This is a genomic window from Ahrensia sp. R2A130 (assembly GCF_000179775.1).
In the GTDB taxonomy this organism is placed as follows: domain Bacteria; phylum Pseudomonadota; class Alphaproteobacteria; order Rhizobiales; family Rhizobiaceae; genus Pseudahrensia.
Window position 1 is genome coordinate 793157 of record NZ_AEEB01000003.1, and the last position, 20080, is coordinate 813236.

The 20080-nt window shown below is 56.3% G+C and carries 16 protein-coding genes; 8 read left to right on the top strand and 8 right to left on the bottom strand.

What is annotated here, in order from left to right; all coding sequences use genetic code 11:
* Window positions 1–4: 4 nt before the first annotated feature.
* The gene (locus tag R2A130_RS04600; RefSeq protein ID WP_009757600.1) at window positions 5–1594 is read left to right on the top strand and encodes a GMC family oxidoreductase; all 1590 of its coding nucleotides are present in this window, start codon (window positions 5–7) and stop codon (window positions 1592–1594) included.
* Here the strand turns inward: R2A130_RS04600 and R2A130_RS04605 are convergent.
* A complete protein-coding gene (locus R2A130_RS04605) occupies window positions 1583–2611 on the bottom strand; it encodes an ATP-grasp domain-containing protein (protein ID WP_156798374.1) in 1029 nt (342 codons plus the stop codon). The genes R2A130_RS04600 and R2A130_RS04605 overlap by 12 nt on opposite strands.
* 116 nt (window positions 2612–2727) lie before the next feature.
* Window positions 2728–3483 (bottom strand): hypothetical protein, encoded by a 756-nt coding sequence (locus tag R2A130_RS04610; protein ID WP_009757602.1) that lies wholly within the window; start codon window positions 3481–3483, stop codon window positions 2728–2730.
* 115 nt (window positions 3484–3598) lie between these two features.
* Here R2A130_RS04610 and R2A130_RS04615 point away from each other — a divergent pair, with 115 nt between their 5' ends.
* From R2A130_RS04615 to R2A130_RS04625, 3 genes are all read left to right on the top strand, one after another.
* Window positions 3599–4969, top strand: a complete 1371-nt coding sequence (locus R2A130_RS04615) for a cytochrome P450 (RefSeq protein WP_009757603.1) — start codon at window positions 3599–3601, stop codon at window positions 4967–4969.
* Window positions 4970–5082: 113 nt separating this feature from the next.
* Window positions 5083–5385, top strand: a complete 303-nt coding sequence (locus R2A130_RS04620) for a virulence factor (protein WP_009757604.1) — start codon at window positions 5083–5085, stop codon at window positions 5383–5385.
* A complete protein-coding gene (locus R2A130_RS04625; protein ID WP_009757605.1) occupies window positions 5382–6251 on the top strand; it encodes a methylenetetrahydrofolate reductase in 870 nt (289 codons plus the stop codon). Before R2A130_RS04620 ends, R2A130_RS04625 begins: the two co-directional genes overlap by 4 nt.
* On the opposite strand, the gene R2A130_RS04630 is transcribed toward R2A130_RS04625, so the two are convergent.
* On the bottom strand, window positions 6248–7153 hold the full coding sequence (locus R2A130_RS04630; protein ID WP_009757606.1) for a methylenetetrahydrofolate reductase: 906 nt from the start codon (window positions 7151–7153) through the stop codon (window positions 6248–6250). The genes R2A130_RS04625 and R2A130_RS04630 overlap by 4 nt on opposite strands.
* A 303-nt stretch (window positions 7154–7456) precedes the next feature.
* Here R2A130_RS04630 and R2A130_RS04635 point away from each other — a divergent pair, with 303 nt between their 5' ends.
* Together R2A130_RS04635 and R2A130_RS04645 are read left to right on the top strand one after the other, a co-directional pair.
* Complete coding sequence (locus R2A130_RS04635) at window positions 7457–8410, top strand: methyltetrahydrofolate cobalamin methyltransferase (RefSeq protein ID WP_009757607.1); 954 nt, start codon at window positions 7457–7459, stop codon at window positions 8408–8410.
* Window positions 8411–8842: 432 nt separating this feature from the next.
* Complete coding sequence (locus tag R2A130_RS04645; protein ID WP_009757608.1) at window positions 8843–10891, top strand: ASKHA domain-containing protein; 2049 nt, start codon at window positions 8843–8845, stop codon at window positions 10889–10891.
* Here R2A130_RS04645 and R2A130_RS04650 read toward each other — a convergent pair.
* Both R2A130_RS04650 and R2A130_RS04655 read right to left on the bottom strand, forming a co-directional pair.
* Window positions 10888–12441, bottom strand: a complete 1554-nt coding sequence (locus tag R2A130_RS04650) for a hypothetical protein (protein WP_009757609.1) — start codon at window positions 12439–12441, stop codon at window positions 10888–10890. The genes R2A130_RS04645 and R2A130_RS04650 overlap by 4 nt on opposite strands.
* Window positions 12438–13193, bottom strand: a complete 756-nt coding sequence (locus R2A130_RS04655; RefSeq protein WP_040304642.1) for an ABC transporter ATP-binding protein — start codon at window positions 13191–13193, stop codon at window positions 12438–12440. The genes R2A130_RS04650 and R2A130_RS04655 overlap by 4 nt, the downstream gene beginning before the upstream one ends.
* 299 nt (window positions 13194–13492) lie before the next feature.
* On the opposite strand from R2A130_RS04655, the gene R2A130_RS04660 reads away from it, so the two are divergent.
* Complete coding sequence (locus R2A130_RS04660; RefSeq protein WP_247869248.1) at window positions 13493–14428, top strand: GlxA family transcriptional regulator; 936 nt, start codon at window positions 13493–13495, stop codon at window positions 14426–14428.
* A gap of 16 nt (window positions 14429–14444) precedes the next feature.
* Here R2A130_RS04660 and R2A130_RS04665 read toward each other — a convergent pair whose 3' ends face one another.
* Window positions 14445–16961, bottom strand: a complete 2517-nt coding sequence (locus R2A130_RS04665) for an FAD-dependent oxidoreductase (protein WP_009757612.1) — start codon at window positions 16959–16961, stop codon at window positions 14445–14447.
* Between the two features lie 201 nt (window positions 16962–17162).
* Window positions 17163–17933, bottom strand: coding sequence for a hypothetical protein (locus tag R2A130_RS04670; RefSeq protein WP_009757613.1), 771 nt, complete (start codon window positions 17931–17933; stop codon window positions 17163–17165).
* Between the two features lie 209 nt (window positions 17934–18142).
* Here R2A130_RS04670 and R2A130_RS04675 point away from each other — a divergent pair, with 209 nt between their 5' ends.
* The gene (locus tag R2A130_RS04675) at window positions 18143–19750 is read left to right on the top strand and encodes a SulP family inorganic anion transporter (protein ID WP_009757614.1); all 1608 of its coding nucleotides are present in this window, start codon (window positions 18143–18145) and stop codon (window positions 19748–19750) included.
* A gap of 9 nt (window positions 19751–19759) precedes the next feature.
* On the opposite strand, the gene R2A130_RS04680 is transcribed toward R2A130_RS04675, so the two are convergent.
* Entirely contained in the window at window positions 19760–19966 is a 207-nt protein-coding gene (locus R2A130_RS04680) for a hypothetical protein (protein ID WP_009757615.1), read from the bottom strand.
* Window positions 19967–20080: the final 114 nt, after the last annotated feature.

Below are 20080 nucleotides of genomic sequence, written 5' to 3' on the forward strand. Positions count from 1 at the left end.
AGTTATGAAAAATTTCGATTACATCGTCGTCGGTGGCGGGTCTGGCGGTTGCGCCGTAGCTGGTCGCCTTTCCGAAGATCCAAGTATTTCGGTATGCCTCATCGAGGCTGGTGGCGAAGGTAAAAACGCCATAATCCGAATGCCTGCAGGCATCGCCGCGATCCTCCCCACTCCCATTTTGAACTGGGCCTACAACCCGAAAGCGCAGGCAGAGAAGTTGGGAGCAAAAGGCTTTCAACCGCGTGGCAAAACGCTGGGCGGCTCCAGCGCGATCAACGCCATGCTTTATGTTCGCGGGCACCGCAAAGACTATGATGAATGGCAGGAGCTGGGTGCTGATGGCTGGTCGTGGAGAGATGTGCTGCCGTATTTCCTGAAGTCCGAAGGCAATGCGCGCGGTGACTCGGAATTGCACAGCGGCGATGGCCCGCTTTCTGTCAGTGACGCTCGATCACCTCACGACATCTCCAATGCATTTCTCGATGCCGCCCGCGAAATGCAGGTGCCGGTGACGGATGATTTCAATGGCGAAACGCAAGAGGGCGTCGGGTTTTATCAAGTCACACAAAAAAATGGCGAACGATGCAGCGCGGCAGCAGCCTACATTCACCCTCACATGGACCGGCCGAATCTAACCGTGATGACGAAAACCATGGCGCAGCGTTTGGTGTTCGATGACAAACGCGCAACCGGCATAGTGGTAAAGCGCAGTGGCAACGAAGAGACGCTGACCGCAAACCACGAAATAATTTTGGCGGGTGGCGCTTTCAACACCCCTCAACTGCTCATGCTGTCCGGCATCGGGCCAGCCCAGCATTTGCGCGAGCACGGTATCGAAGTCGTCCACGATGCACCGGAAGTCGGCCAGAATCTGCAGGATCATGTCGACTATGTGATGGCCTTCAAATCGAAGAAGAAAGATGTCTTCGGCCTCTCTTTTTCCGGCACGGCGGATATCTTCAAAGGCATTGTGAACTGGCGCAACAAACGCACCGGCAAGCTGACGACGACGTTTGCTGAAACCGGCGGCTTCGTGAAATCTGCGGCCGACGAAGACAGGCCAGACCTCCAATATCACTTCGTTGTCGGCATAGTGGACGACCATAATCGCAAGCTCCATCTGGGCCACGGTTTCTCATGCCACGTTTGCGTCTTGCGCCCTCACAGCCGTGGCGAAGTGCGGCTGAAATCCAACAAGCCCAGCGACAAGGTCGAAATCGACATGGGTTTCTTTACCGATACACGCGATCTCGACCTGCTGACCAAAGGCGTGAAGCAGATGCGCGATTTGCTCTATGCGCCCGCACTAGCCCCATGGCGCGCAAAAGAACTGCACACGGAAGGGCTGCAATCGGATGCGGAATTGGAGCCCATCATCCGCAAACGCGCCGACACCGTCTATCACCCCGTTGGCACCTGCCGAATGGGTTCGGACGCTGGTGCGGTGGTGGATTCGAAATTGCGGGTGAACGGTGTCGAAGGCCTGCGAATTGCAGATGCATCCATCATGCCCCGCGTGATCGGCGGCAACACGAATGCGCCGACAATCATGATCGGCGAACGCTGTGCGGTTTGGCTGAAGTCAACCCACTGAGGGTGGATCGCCGAACCACGCGATGTCCTGCGTGGCAGCTTCACCAAAGCTGACACCATTACCCATCGCATCGCGCATGATTTGCCATGCGGCCCATGGTTGCCCCCATACCGGCATCGGGTCGCGCCAGGAGAAATTCGCTTCCTTTGCACCAAGCAAGGTCGTCATCTTGTGGCCATACCCAGCGCCCCAGCGGAACATACTCTTTTGCGTCTCGGTAAGTGTTGGCCAAAGTTGGTACATTACCGGCTCGTTGCGAAATTCGAGCGATCGGCAATTGGCCGGATCGGTGATGGCAGCAGCAAGGCTTTCAGCCGTGACGAAATGAATGCCGCTGGTCGCACGCGGATTGCATTCGATGGCGCAAGACTCACCGGCCTCATCTTCGATGAAATCGAAAGACTGAAAGCCCGACAGATTCTGCGCGGCAACGAACTGCTCTACCCATTGTCGTTCTGCGCCAGCATGTCGGTCCTGCCGGAAAGCAACGCTGACCGTGTCGGACAGGATTTCCGGGCGATAGATCACAGTCCCAATGACCCGCCCCTCGTGACAGACCGAAAAACTGCTGGAATGCCGACCCGGCAAAGCACGCTGAACAAGCATCGGTTGAGAGGTCTTTGCTGGTAGCGCATCACCGCGTTCTATGAATCGAAGCCCCTGCCCCGAACACGTATAGAGCGGCTTCACGATGACCCGATATTGCGAGACCATCTCATCAGCTTCCGGGCTTCCCAGCATTGCCGTTTCCGGAACGGCAAGACCGATAGCTGCAGCGCTTTTACTGAACGCAAATTTATCGTGAAGCAGCAGCAGATCATCATGGTCCATGCCAAAGAACCGCACACCATTAGGCATGTGCCGCTTTAACTTACTGGCGTGAATGATCTCTTCGGAAACAGGTACAACAAGCTGCACACCCTCGCCGCGAATGATATCCAGCGTGTCGTTCAGATAAGCATCGGCATCATCATTGGGCGCGGTAGCAGGCAAGGTTCTTGCGACGCTATTGGACAAACCACACAGGTGTCGCTCCGAGGGTTCGGCGACAATCACTCGCCATCCTGCCTCGTTCAGCGCGCGACAAATATCGAGCCCCTTGGGCAACCGCCCAAGCGTCACCAATGCAGTTTTCACTCTGCAGCCACCACGTCTTCGCTGCGCTTGCGACGACCAGCAGATGGTTTCCGTCGCACCTTCGCCTGTTGATAAATGATAATCGAAACACCGGTCACCAGCGGTATAGCCCACAGCGCAGGGTTCAGTGCAGCTTCCGGCATAAGCCGCACCGCGCCAAACGCGAGGAAGGCTGTGTAAACCGAAATACCGGCACCAACGAGCGCTTTGATATGCTCCAGAAGCCAGTCTTTCGGGCCGGGTCGCTCCTTCATCAGGAACCACATATTGGTGGCAACTGTCGCAAAGCCAACGAAGGAAATGCCCATCATAAGGCTGGCTTCCATCGGCCAACCCTGCAGATTGTAGCCCTGCCAAAGGCAGTTGGCAGCAGCGATTGTGACCAGCACCTGCAGCACGAGATTGCGCCACTCCCAGTTGCGGCCGTGCTCTCGTTTATAGACCGCCGTGCTCCAGCCGTACCAAGCCAGATTGATGGTCAGCACGGCGAGATAAAGCATCATCCAACCAAAAATTCCGCGCACCAGCGCTGCATCATCAAGCTTCGGATGGGTTTCCAGCGGTGAAACAAGAGTTGTGGTCGCGATACCCACCGCAACCGTGCCAGTTGCCAACATACAGATGGTGAAAACGCGCCCTACCTTCACATGACGACTACCGCCTTTTTGCGACCAGACAGGAATCCAAAACGCCACCAAACCAACCGCACCTGTACAGATGTGCATGGCAACGAGGATGTGGAACAGGTCCATGGGCAAATCCGGTTTAGTTTGACTGGACAACTTACCTTGTCCAATTAAACTGACACTACGCCCGCCCCCCGATGCGTTTCAAGGGGCTTTCAGGTTCTTGAAGTCGGAAGCCACTTTGCAAAAAATTGCACCGTTCACACCGCCACGGCCAAAATCGCTGGGCCCACTATCAGCACTCTTGCGTGCAGCGATAACCCGCGACGGTAACCTCATCGGCCTGCTGCCAAAGGAAGTGTATCGCGTGTCGTCCGGCACAATCGGCTATTCGCGACGTTCGATCATCATTTTGAACGACCCGAAGGTGGTGCGAACCATTCTCACCGACCCCACAGATATCTATCCGAAAAACGATCTGATGGTGGGCGCGGTGGCACCGCTTATCGGCGACTCAATCTTCGTCTCGCACGCGGACACCTGGCGCAAACAACGGGCCATGGTCGCTCCTGCCTTCACTCACATGCGCTTGTCAGCGGCGTTCCAGTCTATGACAGGCGCATTGTCAGACTTCGAAAAACAATTGGAGCGCGATGCAGGAAGCGGCACGCCCTTCTCTCTCGATATGGCAATGAGCCACCTCACGGCGGACGTTATCTGTCGGACAGTTTTCTCAACCACCCTGAAATCGCAAATCGCCAAAGACGTCTTCGAGGCATTTTCCATTTTCGAACGCAGCGTGGCGCATGTCGAAATTCGCCGCCTCATCATGGACCCGCCGTGGAATGACATTCCGCAACACGAGCACGTGCTGGAGGCTTGCGCGAAGATACGCGATTGCCTCGGGCAGCTGTTGGACAGCCATCTGCAACCCGGTGCCAATTATAAAGACATCGCAGCCGACATTATCGGCGCGCGCGACGATGACGACAAACCATTCACCCGCGAAGAACTGATCGACCAGTTGGGCGTCTTCTTTCTGGCTGGCCACGAAACCTCCGCCAGCGTGCTGACATGGTGCTTCTACGTTTTGGCCACCCAGCCCGATATCGTCGCGCGCGTGCGTGAGGAGGTTGAGGCGATAGCGGGCGACGCACCGCTCAAGCTTTCCCACATTCGCGATCTGCATTTCGCCCGCGCAGTGTTCAAGGAAACGTTGCGCCTCTACCCGCCCATCACCTTCATTCCACGCGTTGCGGCGGAAGCTACGAAAATTGGCAAGCGAAAGATCAAGAAAGGCGCGATGTTGATGATCGCACCATGGGTCATCCACCGCCATCACGATTATTGGGATAAGCCCGACGAGTTCGACGCCGAGCGGTTTATGCCAGAGCGCGAAAAAGACATCATAGATGGTTCTTACATGCCATTTGGCCTCGGCCCCCGCGTTTGCGTTGGTGCAAATTTCGCCACCATCGAAGCCACACTCATCATCGCGCAACTGGCGAGAAACTTCGACTTCTCAATGCAACCGGGTCAAACCGTGCGTCCTGTGGCAAGGCTGACAACCAGGCCCGCCGAGCAGATTATCTTGCGCGCAAAGCGCCGCTAAACGCATTCACGAAGCTGTGCGTCGCAAACGGAAGATTACTCCGTCGCCAACACGCATTTTCTCCGCTACGCTTTCGACGAAAGTCGCGCGACACTTATTGAGATGAACACCCCATGGCCAAGCTACAAATCGTCTATTGGCGCGACATCCCTGCACAGGTGATGGTCAAAGCAGGCCGTCGCAATCAGGCCAAACGCGAACTCTCACTGCGCTTCACGGAAGCCATCGATATGGCCGCCATGCGCACCGGTGCTGCTGAAACAGATGAATATCTGGCAGAATGGCGACGTGGCGACCCGCAAGAGGTTGGCGACGAATTAGAAGCCGAAGCAGACGCTGCGATGAACGCAATCGAAGCAGAATATGACAAGGAGCGACTCGTCGCTTTGGTTAAGAATGGGGGCCGCGAAACATGACGAACGATCACATGAGCCATATTCCGGCATCGATGGAAGTGTCTGCAAAACACGTTCACGATGGGAAACTGACCGCGGGCATGCTGCCATCCGGCACCCGCGTTTATATCACCGATGTTGGTGTCGATCCGGTAGAAGACCTCATCAGGGCTGCGGCCACAGTTCGCGGCCTCGGCTACTCCCCTGTTCCCCACGTTCCTGCACGCCGCATCGAAAGTGAAGCCGCGCTCGACGCCCGCATTGCCGGGTTGGTGAATGAAGGCGGCGTCGACGATATTTTGATTATCGCTGGCGAAGCGCCGTCCCAGATGGGGCCGTACTCACAGTCATTGGACATTTTACAAACCGGCGTTGCTGATCGTCGTGGCGTGAACTTCATTGCGGTTGGCGGCCACCCCGAAGGTAATCCGGCCTATCTAGGCGTGGACGTAATGAACGTATTGCGTGACAAACTGGCCTTTGGTGCACAAAGCGATGCAGAATTTCGCATCGTCACACAGTTTGGTTTTGACGGGAAAAAATTCATCGACTGGGCGAAAGCGCTTAAAGCTGATGGCATCGACACACCGATTCATCTTGGCGTGGCTGGACCTGCCAAGATCACGACACTCATCAAGTATGCCGCAATGTGTGGCGTTGGTAACTCGCTGAACTTCTTCAAGAAACGCACTGGCGCAATTGCCATGCTCGCGACCAAACATTCGCCCGAAGAAGTGGTGTCACCCATCGAACAGGCATGGCTGTCCGGCGAAACGAACATCACGCAAATGCATGTGTTCCCGTTTGGTGGTCTGCAGGCATCAGCCGATTGGCTACACGAGCGCGGCAGCTATCAAACCGCCCCGCTCGGCCAAGCTCACGCTTAGCTGACGAGGCGCAACTTCGCGCGGGTTTCGCGTCCATCGAAGCAAGCCTGAAACGCGCGGATGGCATCCGCAGTCAAATCCACACGGTTCATAGAGTAAACGTGAATAGCTTTGACGCCGTTCTGAGCCAAATCACGAACCTGTTCTTGAACGAACTCGCGAGCGACATCAGAGCGCTTTGCCTTGTCATCGCCGCAAGCCTCAAAACGTTGGCGAAGACCGGCAGGCACCTTTGCACCGCAATCTTCGGCAAAGCTGAAAATCTTCTCAGCGTTAAGAATAGGCATAATGCCCGGCACCAGCGGTATGGTGACGCCAACATCACGCGCTTCTTTGCGAAAAGCATAGAAGTCATCATTATCGAAGAAAAACTGCGTCATCGCACGGTTGGCCCCAGCGCGCTGCTTGTCCAGAAGCACAGCAATATCAGCAGCACGGCTTTCCGCCTTGGGGTGAGTTTCAGGGTAGCAAGAAACCGAGATTTCCCATCCACGACGCTTACGAAGAGCGCGAACAGCATCGGCCACGGATTCGAACTCACCTAAACCGCCATCATCAGAAGCAGCATCCCCACGCAATACGACAAGATGCTTGATGCCCGCCTGCCAAAGCTCATCCGTAAAGGCGAACAACTCGGCTTTGGTGGGAAACGTGCAAAGCGTCAGGTGGCTGGCAGTCGGAACTTCAGTCAGTTGCGACAAGCGGGTGGACCACTCGACAGAACCATCTACAGGCGATGCACCTGCACCGAAAGTCACTGTTTGAAAATCAGGGTCAAAGCGACGCAACGCATGAGCGCCGGTTGCCAGCGCGCGCTCTTTTATCAAGCCGTCAGCAGGAAAATACTCAATGGAAACGACGGGCTTACCGGAAATGTCACCGCTGTAGATGGCATCGGACATAGAAAGAACCTCTTGATCTGTTTTCTAAACTGCGGCCCGCTCTGCAGGCTATAGCTGTAATATTCTGATTGCGCCATTTACTGTGCGGCACACGGCATACTTGAACGTGTGACGAATGTGATGCAAGTCGTATTGGAACATAAGCGGCATTCTGTGTCGCAATATGGTTAGCTGTACCATGCTCGTAAATGTGTGATTTCATGTCGCGTTTGAGTGAGCCGTTGCCGCGCTATCACCGCAAGAATTACCAGAACAGGCGGCGTTAGACGCGTCGCACACAGACCAATCAGGACGAACATCCACATGACCAGAACAGTCGTTGCCTCCGCCTCGAAGGAAATCGTGATCGGTTTCGAGGAAAAATTCTGCGTCATTGGTGAGCGCATCAACCCGACAGGCCGTAAGAAACTGGCAGCTGAAATGCAGGCAGGTAACTTTGAGACCGTCAAAGCCGACGCACTGGCGCAAGTTGCAGCAGGTGCAACCATGCTGGACGTGAACGCAGGCGTCACATCGGTCGATCCCAACGCCACCGAGCCCGCGCTTCTCGTGAAAACGCTGGAGATGGTGCAGGAATTGGTGGACGTGCCACTGTCCATCGACAGTTCGGTGACGGCCGCCATCGAGGCAGGTCTGAAGGTCGCCAAGGGTCGCCCGCTGGTGAACTCGGTCACCGGCGAAGAAGAAAAGCTGGAAGCGATTCTTCCTCTTATCAAAAAATACAACGTACCGGTTGTTGCCATTTCAAACGACGAGACCGGCATTTCCGAAGATCCTGACGTGCGCTTCGAAGTCGCAAAGAAAATCGTTCAGCACGCCGCCGATTACGGCATCCCCGCGCACGATATTGTCGTGGACCCCCTCGTCATGCCCATCGGCGCGATGGGTACGGCGGGCCAGCAGGTTTTTGCACTGGTGCGGCGTTTGCGCGAAGAACTCGGTGTGAACACCACATGCGGTCTGTCCAACGTCTCCTTCGGCCTGCCCCATCGCCACGGCATCAACGCCGCTTTCATTCCCATGTGCATCTCCGCTGGCATGACCAGCGCCATCATGAACCCCTGCCGCCCGCAGGAAATGGAAATGGTCCACGCCGCCAATGTGTTGGCAGGCAATGACGCTGACTGCGGCGAATGGATCAGAAACTTCAAGGGCCACGTCGTAGCAGCACCCGGCACCGCCCCTGCAGCTCCGGTAGCAACAGGCGGTCGCGCCAGTGGACGCCGTGGTGGACGCGCTGCACGTACGGGTTCGTGAGAAAACAAAGTTTGATAGCAACGGGTGAGCCGACCGCCGAGGATGCCGAACTGAATGAAGCTCGTTTCAATCAGGCAAAATATGTTTCAGACCTTGTAGGTATGATAATTCGCGCTGCATTTTGCGCATTCGCAGCAATTTACCTTTGGAATAATCGTGAAACGACAACTCCCATGTTAGATGGAAGTGTAATTCGTTCGACAGATTATCTGGCGATTGTACCAGTTGCCGCTTTCACACTCTTTTCCCTCTTCTTGTACATCCGTAGTCTTGAATTGATGAATTTTGCCGTTCGCAAATTCGTCGCGGAGAACCAGTTTAGGATGTCGAAGTCCTTTGGAAGAGTGCTATCTTTAGCGCTTCAAATCCTTCTCGCGGCCACAATGGTGTCCGCAGTCTGGTCTCTTGCGACGAGAATTCAGTAGTTAGACTATGAACCAAATATCCGATCCCCTCATAATTTTCACTCCATCCGGCAAGCGCGGGCACTTTCCCGTTGGCACACCTCTCCTCGACGCCGCACGTGAACTCGGCGTTTATGTCGAATCCGTTTGCGGCGGGCGGGGTATTTGTGGGCGCTGTCAGGTGGAGCCGCAGTTCGGGCAGTTTGCCAAGCACGGCATTACGTCTGCTGCTGAAAGTGTGTCTGAATGGTCGCCGAAGGAAGCAAGGTTTGTAGAGAAGCGTGGCGATCTGAAGGAAGGCCGACGCCTGTCCTGCTCCGCAACGGTTCAAGGGCCGATGGTGGTGGAAATTCCTGCCGACGCCACGGTCAGCCAGCAGAGCATTCGCAAAGCTGCCGATACCCGCGACATTCACCGTAACCCCGCAATTCAGATGTGCTATGTCGACGTCGAAGAGCCCGACATGCACAAACCACTTGGCGATCTCGACAGGCTGAAAGTCGCGCTGGAAACCGAGTGGGGCTTTGAAGACCTGCTCGTCTCGCAGCACCTCATTGCGGACGTGCAAAAAATCCTTCGCAAAGGCGAATGGTCCGTCACCGCAGCCATCCATCAAGATTTGGAATCATCCCGCCCCACCCTTGTGTCGCTATGGCCGGGGCTGAAGAACGAAGCGTTTGGCATCTCCTGCGATATCGGATCGACCACGATTGCGATGAATCTGACCTCGCTGCTGTCCGGCCGCGTGTTGGCGACGGCGGGCACGTCGAACCCACAAATCCGTTTCGGCGAAGACGTGATGAGCCGCGTTTCTTACGTGATGATGAACCCGGACGGGCGCGAAAAGCTGACCAACGTACTGCGTGAAGCGCTCAACGAGTTGGTTGGAACAGTATGCGCTGAAGCAGGCATTACCGGCGATGATATCCTCGACTGCGTTTTCGTCGGCAATCCGATCATGCACCACCTGTTCCTCGGCATCGACCCGACAGAACTGGGCGGCGCGCCATTTGCATTGGCGGTCTCCGGCGCGGTGCACACTTGGGCAAGCGAGCTGGACTTGAACGTCAACGAAGGCGCGCGGGTCTATGTATTGCCCTGCATCGCGGGCCATGTGGGTGCAGACGCCGCAGCCGCCACGCTGTGCGAAGCGCCGCAAGCGGCTGACGAAATGACGTTACTCGTGGACGTCGGCACCAACGCAGAAATCGTGCTCGGCCATAAAGGCAGGACACTTGCTTGCTCCTCGCCGACCGGCCCCGCTTTCGAGGGCGCAGAAATCTCCAGCGGCCAACGCGCCGCGCCAGGCGCGATCGAACGGGTTCGCATCGATCCTGTCACGCTGGAACCGCGCATTCGCGTCATCGGCGCCGAGATGTGGTCGGATGAGGAAGGTTTTGCCGAAGCCGTGAAGGATATCGGCGTCACCGGTATCTGTGGCTCCGGAATCATCGAAGTCGTCGCAGAAATGTTCCTCGCTGGCATCGTGTTGCAGGACGGCACGGTGGACGGCGGCAAGGCTGCGAACTCGCCGCGCATCATCGAAGACAAGCGCACGTTTTCCTACAAGCTATGGCAAGCCGAAGGTGGCCCCGCGATCACTGTAAGCCAAGGCGATATTCGCGCAATCCAGATGGCGAAAGCTGCACTCTATGCCGGGGTCAAATTGCTGTTGGACAAGCATGGCACGGATCGCGTGGCGAAGGTGTCGCTTGCTGGAGCCTTCGGCACCTTTATCGACCCGAAATATGCCCTAGTGCTGGGCCTCGTTCCAGACTGCGAAATCGAAAACGTGAAAGCGGTCGGGAACGCCGCTGGTACCGGTGCGCGCATGGCGTTGCTCAACAGGAATCACCGTCGCGAAATCGAGTCGACCGTTCGCGAGATCGAGAAGATCGAAACCGCAATCGAGCCACGGTTCCAAGAGCACTTCATCAACGCCACGGCATTCCCCAACAAGGTGGACGCGTTTCCGCGGCTTGAAGCAGAAGTGACGCTACCAAAACCTGTCGTCAGCAATGCCACCACAGACGGGGCGAGCGGCGGACGCCGGCGCGGTGGCCGGCGCCGCGTCTAAACGCGGTTTTCTGAAGGCCGTAGAAGCCAGGCAAACAGCATAACCAAACCCACACCGATCATCGGCAGCCACGTCAGAATTGGTGCAAGCAACAACACAGCAGCCGTCGCAGCGCAGAAGATCGACGCTAGTGCTTCGCAGATAGTCGCAGCGCGCGACGACACCTGACGGCGACGGAACAGGCTACGTTTCGCTTGGCTGCGGAACATCAACTGGATGAAAACGGCGCAGGCAGATGCCCCTGCTCCACCGGCCAGCACCACAGCACCGGCCCATGGCGAGAACATCGCCAACACGGCTGCAAACGGTACCAGCACCCAAGTGATGACAACCATCACGGCTTCGATCTTGGCGCGCAAAACGGTGGTCGCTTTCACCGGCGCGGTGACAATCAACTCGTGGGCGTCTTCGCCGGAAATCGAAAGCCACGCGAGACCGCCGGCCAACTGGCCAGCCGCCATAACGATGACGGGGACAACAACCGTATCGACCCCTTCAGCAGAGCCGTAATTCACGTAGAGCAGCAATGCCGGCGGCACGAGATAAAGGATCTGTTGCAGCGTCTGCGATACCAACCATGGATCACGGGCCAGCAATCGCCATTCTTTTTTCCGCAGACCTGCACGCAGATTCTGGTTGCGCGCAAAGCCCTTGAAGACCGTTACTTTTGCTTGCGGTTCGCGCAAACCGGCAGCCGCAAGCACGTCCGTTGCAAAGCGACGCGCGGAAAAGCTGACCGTCAGCGCCAACACGGCGAACCCGAGCACCAACATAAAGGCAAGTGCTGCGCCATTGCCCATCGCGCCGTGCACAGGGATCCACCACGCACTATCCAAAGCGGGCATCGCCGAGGCGTTTTGAGCGGATTCAAAGAAAGCAAAGCGCGACACGCCTTGCCCGAAAATAATGGCAAAGCCTTGCAGCGCAATGACGAAACCAGCACCGATGATCGCAGCAACGATTTGCGCGATAAGGCGTGTGCGTTGTGGCCCGAGGAAACGGAAAAGCACCAGTGTCAAAGCAACAGAAAATGCGGTCGACATAAGGCCGAGTGAAATCAGAACACCGTAAGCGGACAGCCATTTCGGACCATCAAGCCACGCCAGAACATTGATCGCGGGCGACGCAATGAACACGGAAAGCGCCACCGTCTGGACTGCCAATATGCTGGTGCGGACGTGAAACAGCCGCTCGGCAGACGCAGGAGATGTGAGGATGAGATCCAGATCATCACGCGCATAATATGCGCGGGTAACGGACTCGATGGCCTGACTGATCATTAGCGACACGAACATCACCAACGAACCGCCGACAATCATCAGCGTTTGTGGCGTGGGACCAATACCTGCTTCAACAGCAGGACCGAGCAGCCAAGCAGCATAAGCGTGGATTGCAATCGCAAAGCCGCCAATGATGGCGAACACCAACGCCGTGCGTTGCGGTTTGCCGCCAGTCATCAAGGACGTGAAATCACGCCAGATCAGCCGCGCTTCATGCCCCGCAAACCAGCGGACCGGCAATATGACAGGGTTTTGTGCAGAGATATTCATGCTGCCAGCGCCTGTTCTGCACCGCCATCTTCGACAAGTTCAAGGAAGACCTCTTCCAAGGTCGTGCTACCGCCGACAGAACGTCCGCGTAGTTCATCGAACGTGCCTTCAGCGATCAGGCGACCATTGGCGATGACACCAATGCGCTGCGCCATGCGTTCAGCAACTTCTAAAATATGGGTGGTCATAATAACCGTTGTTCCCTGCGCCACCTTGGCCAATAAAACATCTTTCACCTGCCGTGCAGAGCCAGCATCGAGACCCGTAAGCGGTTCATCAAGAATGATGAGCTGCGGCTCGTGAACCAGCGCACCGGCCAACGCCACCTTCTGGCGCATACCCTTGGAAAAACCACCACAACGCTGACCAGCATGCGGGCCGAGACCCAACCAATCCACCAATTCCAGCGAACGCGCCTCGCCCAATGCTGCAGGCACGCCCCAAAGGCCGGACACGAATTCAAGATATTCAAGTGGGGTGAGCTTGTCGTAGATCATCGGCTCGTCCGATACCCAAGCGACCTTTGCCTTGGCAGCAATCGGATCGGCCAACGCATCTGTACCAAAAACAGAAATGTTTCCGGCATCCGGTTGCAGCAGCCCGGCCACCATCCGAAGCGTCGTTGTTTTGCCCGCACCGTTCGGCCCAAGCAGCGCGTAAAACTCGCCTCCGCGGACCTCCAGATCAAGGCCCTGAACGGCAGGTTTATCGAAGGCTTTTACAAGGCCGGAAATCTCAAGAGCAGCGGTCATGGCGCAATTCCACAAGGGTTTGTTCACCACCACTATGGCGTTGACCCTTTGCAAGCCAATGAACAGACTTGGTAAAGGCCAGGTTGATCAATCCGATAGAACCAAACGAATAGCCGCTTTGCGACACAGGCGTTTAGTGTTAGTTTACAGCGCTGTCCGGCCGGCCAGCACGTTCATCTGCTGGGAGGCATGCGATGGATCAGCTAGAAAGAGGTCAGCAATCGGTGCCCGCAGCACCGTCGCAACCGACCGAACGCAAAACACGATCGATCGTGTTTTACCTCGTTCCCGATTTTTCGATGATTGCTTTTTCGACAGCCATCGAAGCGTTGCGTCTGGCCAACAGAATGCTGTGCTGGAAGAGCTACGACTGGCGACTAGCATCTTCTGATGGCAACCCCGTTACGGCATCGAACGGTGTGGAGGTTTCCGTCAACACATCATTGACCGACGAGCGGCGCATGTTGGCCGGGCGTGAACGACCGGACATGGTTTTCGTCTGCTCAGGCATAAATGTCGAAAACTTCACGGATAAGTCGCTCTTGGGCTGGGTGCGCGAGGAGCACAAGCGCGGTGTCGCTGTTGGTGGATTGTGTACCGGCGCTTACGTTCTGGCCTCGGCGGGCCTGTTATCTGGCAGAAGATGCGCCATACATTGGGAAAACCTGCCCGGATTTCAGGAAAAATTCCCGAAAGCTGACGTTTATGCCGATCTTTTCGAAGTCGACGGCAATGTCTGGACTTGCGCTGGCGGTACAGCGGCACTCGATATGATGTTATCGCTCATCGCGGAAGACCATGACGACAACCTCATCAACGCGATTTGCGAACAGGCTTTGACGGACCGTGTGCGAGGCCCCCACGACCGCCAGCGCTTACCTTTGAGGGCAAGACTGGGTGTTCAGAATGTTCGTATTCTGTCGATCATCGAAATGATGGAAGCCAATCTTTCAGAACCACTGACACTGCTGGATATTGCTGAATATGCAGGGCTGTCCCGCCGTCAGATCGAACGTTTGTTCCGCCAGAACATGGGGCGTTCACCCGCGCGGTATTATCTGGAGATCCGGCTGGATCGTGCACGACATCTACTGCTGCAATCATCGCTACCCGTTATCGAAGTCGCCGTTGCCTGTGGCTTCGTTTCGGCCTCGCATTTTTCCAAATGCTACCGCGAACTCTACGGTCGATCGCCGCAGCAAGAACGAAACGAACGGCAAGACGAGGCGGCTTAAGCCGCCTCACCTATATTCACGCGTCAGCGCGCAGGCGTTCGTTTTTCGGATCGAACGCACCTTCTTCGATCACCGTTGCTTTGTGCATCTTGCCCAGCAGTTTGATCTCAAGCTCGGTGCCAATTTCGCCATTGCCTGGTTTGACCATAGATAGCGCCAACGACTTACCGGTGCGATAGCCGAAGCCGCCGTGGGTCGCGCGTCCAACCAATGTTCCATCGCGGTAGATTGCTTCAGAACCGCGCGCATCGGTGTCGGTAACGCCGTGAACTTCAAGCGTTGCAAACACCCAATCGTCGCCTTTTTCATGGCGAGCAGCGAGCGCATCGCGACCGACGAACTCCTTGTCCATCTTGATGAAGCGGTCGAGCGCGGACTCGTAGGCCGAATATTCGATTGAGAGTTCGCGCGGGATCAGGCGGTAGCTTTTCTCGATAGCCATCGAAGTCATGGCGCGGATTCCGAACGGCTTGATACCGAACTCTGCGCCAGCTTCCATGATAGCGTCCCAAAGAGCATTTTGCTGCTCCATCGGGTGGTGGAACTCCCAACCAAGCTCACCAACAAAATTCACACGCAGTGCATGGGCCGACGCTTTGCCGACTGAAATCGGCTGGCCGGAAAGCCATGGGAAATCGGCGTTTGTAAGCGACGAGCGCGTCAGTTTCTCAAGCACCTTACGGGCGTTGGGCCCGGCCAGAACCAACACACCGAGCTGCGTTGTCAGCGGCTTGAGCGTGACGGAACCGTCTATCGGTAAATGGCGGCGCAGCACATCGTGGTCGTGCGCTTCATAAGAACCAGCAGATACCAGATAAAAGCGTCCGGGCTTCCACTCATAGACGGTGAATTCACTTTTCACGCCACCATGCTTGGTGAGCACATGGGCGAGCGCAATGCGGCCACGTTTCTTGGGAATTTTATTGGCAAGAATGGATTCTAGCCACTCGCGCGCACCGGGGCCTGAAACTTCCATCTTGGCAAAAGCGGACATGTCGAGCAGGCCACAGCTTTCGGTGACGGCCTTCACCTCGTTGCCGACATGCTCGAAATAGTTGGAGCGGCGGAACGACCACTGTTCGCGAATGCGGCCCGTATAATCGGCAGGCGCGTGATTTTCCTGAATGATCACGTCAGCGCCAACACCAACTTTCTCGGCAGGCAATTCGTAGCCTTCAGGCGCATACCAGTTGGCACGCTCCCAGCCATAAACGGCACCGAAAACGGCTCCATGATCTTTCTGGCGCTCGTAGGATGGCGTGGTCTTCAGCGGACGTGCAGCGGAGCGTTCCTCGTCTGGATAGTGCAATGTAAAGACGTTGGAATAGGCTTCCTCGTTCTTCTCACGCAGATAACCTTCGGTGGCGTATGGGCCGTAGCGGCGCGGGTCGACGCCCATCATGTCTATGGTCGGTTCGCCGTCGACGATCCATTCCGCCAACTGCCACCCTGCCCCACCGGCAGCGGTGATGCCGAAGGAATGGCCTTCGTTCAACCAGAAGCCGTCCAGTCCCGGCGCAGGTCCGATGATCGGGTTGCCATCAGGTGTGTAGGCAATCGCGCCGTTATAAACCTTCTTGATGCCTGCCTCGCCGAAATACGGCACGCGCTCAACGGCGGTTTCGATATGGGGCATAAGACGGTCGAGATCTTCCTGAAACAACTCGTACTCGCTGTCATCGTCGGGACCATCGACATAGCAGCAGGGCGCGCCTTTTTCGTAGGGGCCGAGAATGAGGCCACCGGCTTCTTCACGCATGTACCAAGCGGAATCGCTTTCACGCAGGACGCAGAGTTCCGGCCCACCTTCAGCGCGGAATTTCTGAATTTCAGGATGCGCTTCTGTGACGATATATTGGTGTTCGACAGGAATGACGGGAACATTCAGTCCGACCATGCGACCCGTCTGGCGCGCGAAATTGCCGGTGCAGGAAATGACGTGCTCGCATTCGATAGAGCCCTCGTCGGTCTCCACGATCCAGCCACCGTCTTCTTTTTTGGTAATAGCGCTCACACCGTTATTGCGGTGAATTTTTGCGCCCATGTCGCGGGCAGCTTTCGCCAGCGCCTGCGTCAAATCAGCGGGCTGGATGTAACCATCGTCCGGGTGTTCGATGCCGCCCAATAGACCTTCCGTGTTCACGTAAGGCCAGCGTTCTGCAATCTCTTCATTGGTGATCTTGCGAACATCGATACCGATGGTTTCGGCAACGCCCATATAATATTCGTATTCGTCCCATCGCTCCTGGCTGCGCGCCAACCGAATGTTGGAGACGATGCGGATGCCCGTATCCATGCCGGTTTCGACCGCAAGATCTTGGTAAAATTGCACGGAGTATTTGTGAATCTGACCGACCGAATAGGACATATTGAACAGCGGCAGCAGACCGGCTGCATGCCAGGTGGAGCCGGAAGTCAGCTCTTTGCGTTCTATGAGGACACTATCCGTCCAGCCCTTCTTGGCCAAATGGTAGAGTGTGGAGACGCCAACGACGCCTCCGCCAATGACAACAGCACGAGCTCTGGTCTGCATGGTCTATTCCCTCAAAACGGCGAAGCGGAGCGCAGCACAAGCAGCTCCATTTTCTGCACACTTAAAACGGTTTCCCAATAGCAACCGACCCCTTGTAAGGGCAAAAACCATCTTGTTTGCGACACACCAAATACACCGTTAGGCAACCACCGACAACATGACGCTTTGAGCTAGCTGTCCAAGCCCTGCGTGAAAGGCATGCTAGCGTGCTGAGATATTTGGCGGAACCAATGAGGCATCAATCCGCTGGTCGCGACCATCAAAATGAAGGCTTGATGCTTTCGGGGACAACAGACGGCGCAGGCACCAAAACCCACCCCCGACGGCGATGAACAGCGAAAGCAAAACGACGAGTACTTTGAGCAGAAAACCTTCGCCAACACCCAACGCCGCAGACACGGGCAATGACACGGTCTGCGCCTGAGGCAGTAAAAACGCAGCCGGTTGAACCACCGGTGCCTGCAAAACCTGATCTACAACAGCGATAGAGCCGGTAATGAGTTCCGGTTCAGGCGCGGTTACAAAACCAAGACCGCCCGCAACAGTTACGACTGCGGCGAACGCTGTGATTGTCATGCCATAGGAACCGCCGGCGCGAGGCGCAGTTTCGGATATGCTAGGGGCTGCAGTGATTGCGATCTCTTCATGGACCGCACTAACCTCTGGCTCCGCAACTGTGCGTGACGCAGTCCGGTCCAATTCATCGAACAGCCCGGGTTGAAGTGAGCGCGATGCCGACGACATAAGCGCTTTGTCTTTCTTGCGCACGGGTACTGACCGTTTCGCGTTTCCCGCTTTCGCAGAAGTAAGCTCCGAATTCGGCATCACAAGCCGCGCAGGCTTCGACTGAGGAGCAGCGGTTTGATCTTCCGAAACAGCCAAGCCAAAACCGAATGGCCCCTCACCCGCATCCATGCGCGGCTCACGCGGAGCGAAAAACGACGACTGGCGAGGCGATGCACTGGCGGCCATAGGTTTGTCCTTGAGGCGAAAATGGCTGGTGCGAGACGCACCTTGCTTGCCCCAAACTATTGACAGACGTGGTCAACAAAGGATTAACCCGCAGCAATACCTTCCCTGTTTGTGCGCATTCGGTGCACTTCATCCACAGCCTTCTGCCAACCGCCCAAATTATGCGGTCACGGCAGCTGCGCCCGCCCAGATATTACGGAAAATCCCCCATGGTCCGAGCAACGCTTGCAACCTTCGCCAAACGCCTGCCATTCGACCAGAGCGGCGAGATGGATCTGGCAAGCTTCACGCCAATGCGGATCAAAACCGAGGTGCTTTCGGGCCTTACGGTTGCTCTGGCATTGGTGCCTGAAGCCGTGGCTTTTGCGTTCGTGGCGGGTGTCCATCCGCTAGTAGGTCTTTACGCAGCCTTTATCGTCGGTCTGATCACAGCGATGTTCGGTGGCCGCCCCGGAATGATTTCGGGCGCAACCGGTGCGTTGGCCGTTGTTATGGTCGCGCTGGTTGCCCAACACGGTGTCGAATATCTGTTCGCCACCGTTGTGCTGATGGGAATATTACAAATTCTTGCAGGCGTGTTCCGACTGGGAAAATTTATTCGCCTCGTCCCTCACCCAGTCATGCTGGGCTTCGTGAACGGTCTGGCCATCGTGATTTTCCTCGCCCAGCTCACCCAGTTTCAGGTTCCCGGAACCGATGGCGTCAAGGAATGGATGTCCGGCTCCACGCTCTTCCTAATGTTGGGTCTGGTCGCGCTCACAATGGCGATCATTCACTTTATCCCACGCGTAACGACAGCCATTCCAGCGCCTCTGGCCGGCATCGGTATCACCGCAGGTATCGTCTTGGCCTTTGGGATCGACGTCCCAAGCGTCGGCGATCTTGCCAGCATTAAGGGCGGCCTGCCCCCATTCAGCATTCCCAGCGTTCCTATGACTTGGGAAACGCTGGAAATTATCTTCCCCTATGCGATCATTCTGGCGGCCATCGGCCTGATCGAAAGCCTTCTGACGCTGAACCTCGTGGGTGAAATCACAGGCAAATCCGGTGGCTCGTCGCAAGAATGTCTGGCTCAGGGCGCGGCGAATACGGTCACCGGTTTCTTCGGCGGCATGGGCGGCTGCGCCATGATCGGCCAGTCTATGATCAACGTAAAATCAGGCGGCCGCACGCGCCTGTCGGGCATTTCCGCATCCCTGTTCCTTCTCGCATTCATCTTGGTCGCCTCCCCACTCATCGAACAGATCCCACTGGCTGCACTTGTCGGCGTCATGTTCATGGTGGTGATCGGTACCTTTGCCTGGAACAGCCTCAAGCTGTTCGGCAAAATCCCGCTTACCGACGGTCTCGTGATTATCCTTGTCACCGTCGTGACGGTTTTGACCGACCTTGCCATCGCCGTGGTCGTGGGCGTCATCGTCTCCGCCCTGGCCTACGCGTGGAACAATGCCACCCGCATTCATGCTAAAACCGACATTACGCCGGAAGGCGCAAAGGTTTACGCAATCGATGGTCCGCTGTTCTTCGGGTCGACGGAAGGCTTTGCCGAGCTATTCTCGCCTAAAGATGATCCGTCTCTCGTGATCGTTGATTTTCTCGATAGCCGCGTGGTGGACCAGTCCGCTCTTCAGGCCATCGAGGCGCTAGCGACCAAGTACGAAGCGCAGGGAAAAACACTTCAACTGCGGCATCTGTCACGTGACTGCCATTACCTGTTGAACAAGGCCGGACAGTTGATGGTCGATAGTGATGATGACCCCGAATACGGCTTACCGGTGGACTATGATATCCGCACGGGCGTCATGGGCGGTCATTAATACGAGCGATCAGTCTTCGGGCAATTCACCTTCGGGGAAAGGCTGCTGCGAGACGCAAGCCTTACATTGCTCGTAAGCGTCGCGGCGCTCTTGCCACTCAAGCTTCATCTGCTGGGTGATAGGACCACCGGTGGTGATCGGGTCTAGCGTTTCGGCAGGTGTCAGCTGCGCGACCTGAATTGATCCGCTAATCAGCAATGCTAGCAATACGGCCATGATCGAACCTCCAGATGCAGCATTCTGCGCTGCAAGCTGGATAATCGCGCCTGAGGATTAACCTTCGGTTAAGGTACACAAAGCCTTGCCAAAAAGTCTGAATTTAGCGGCTTT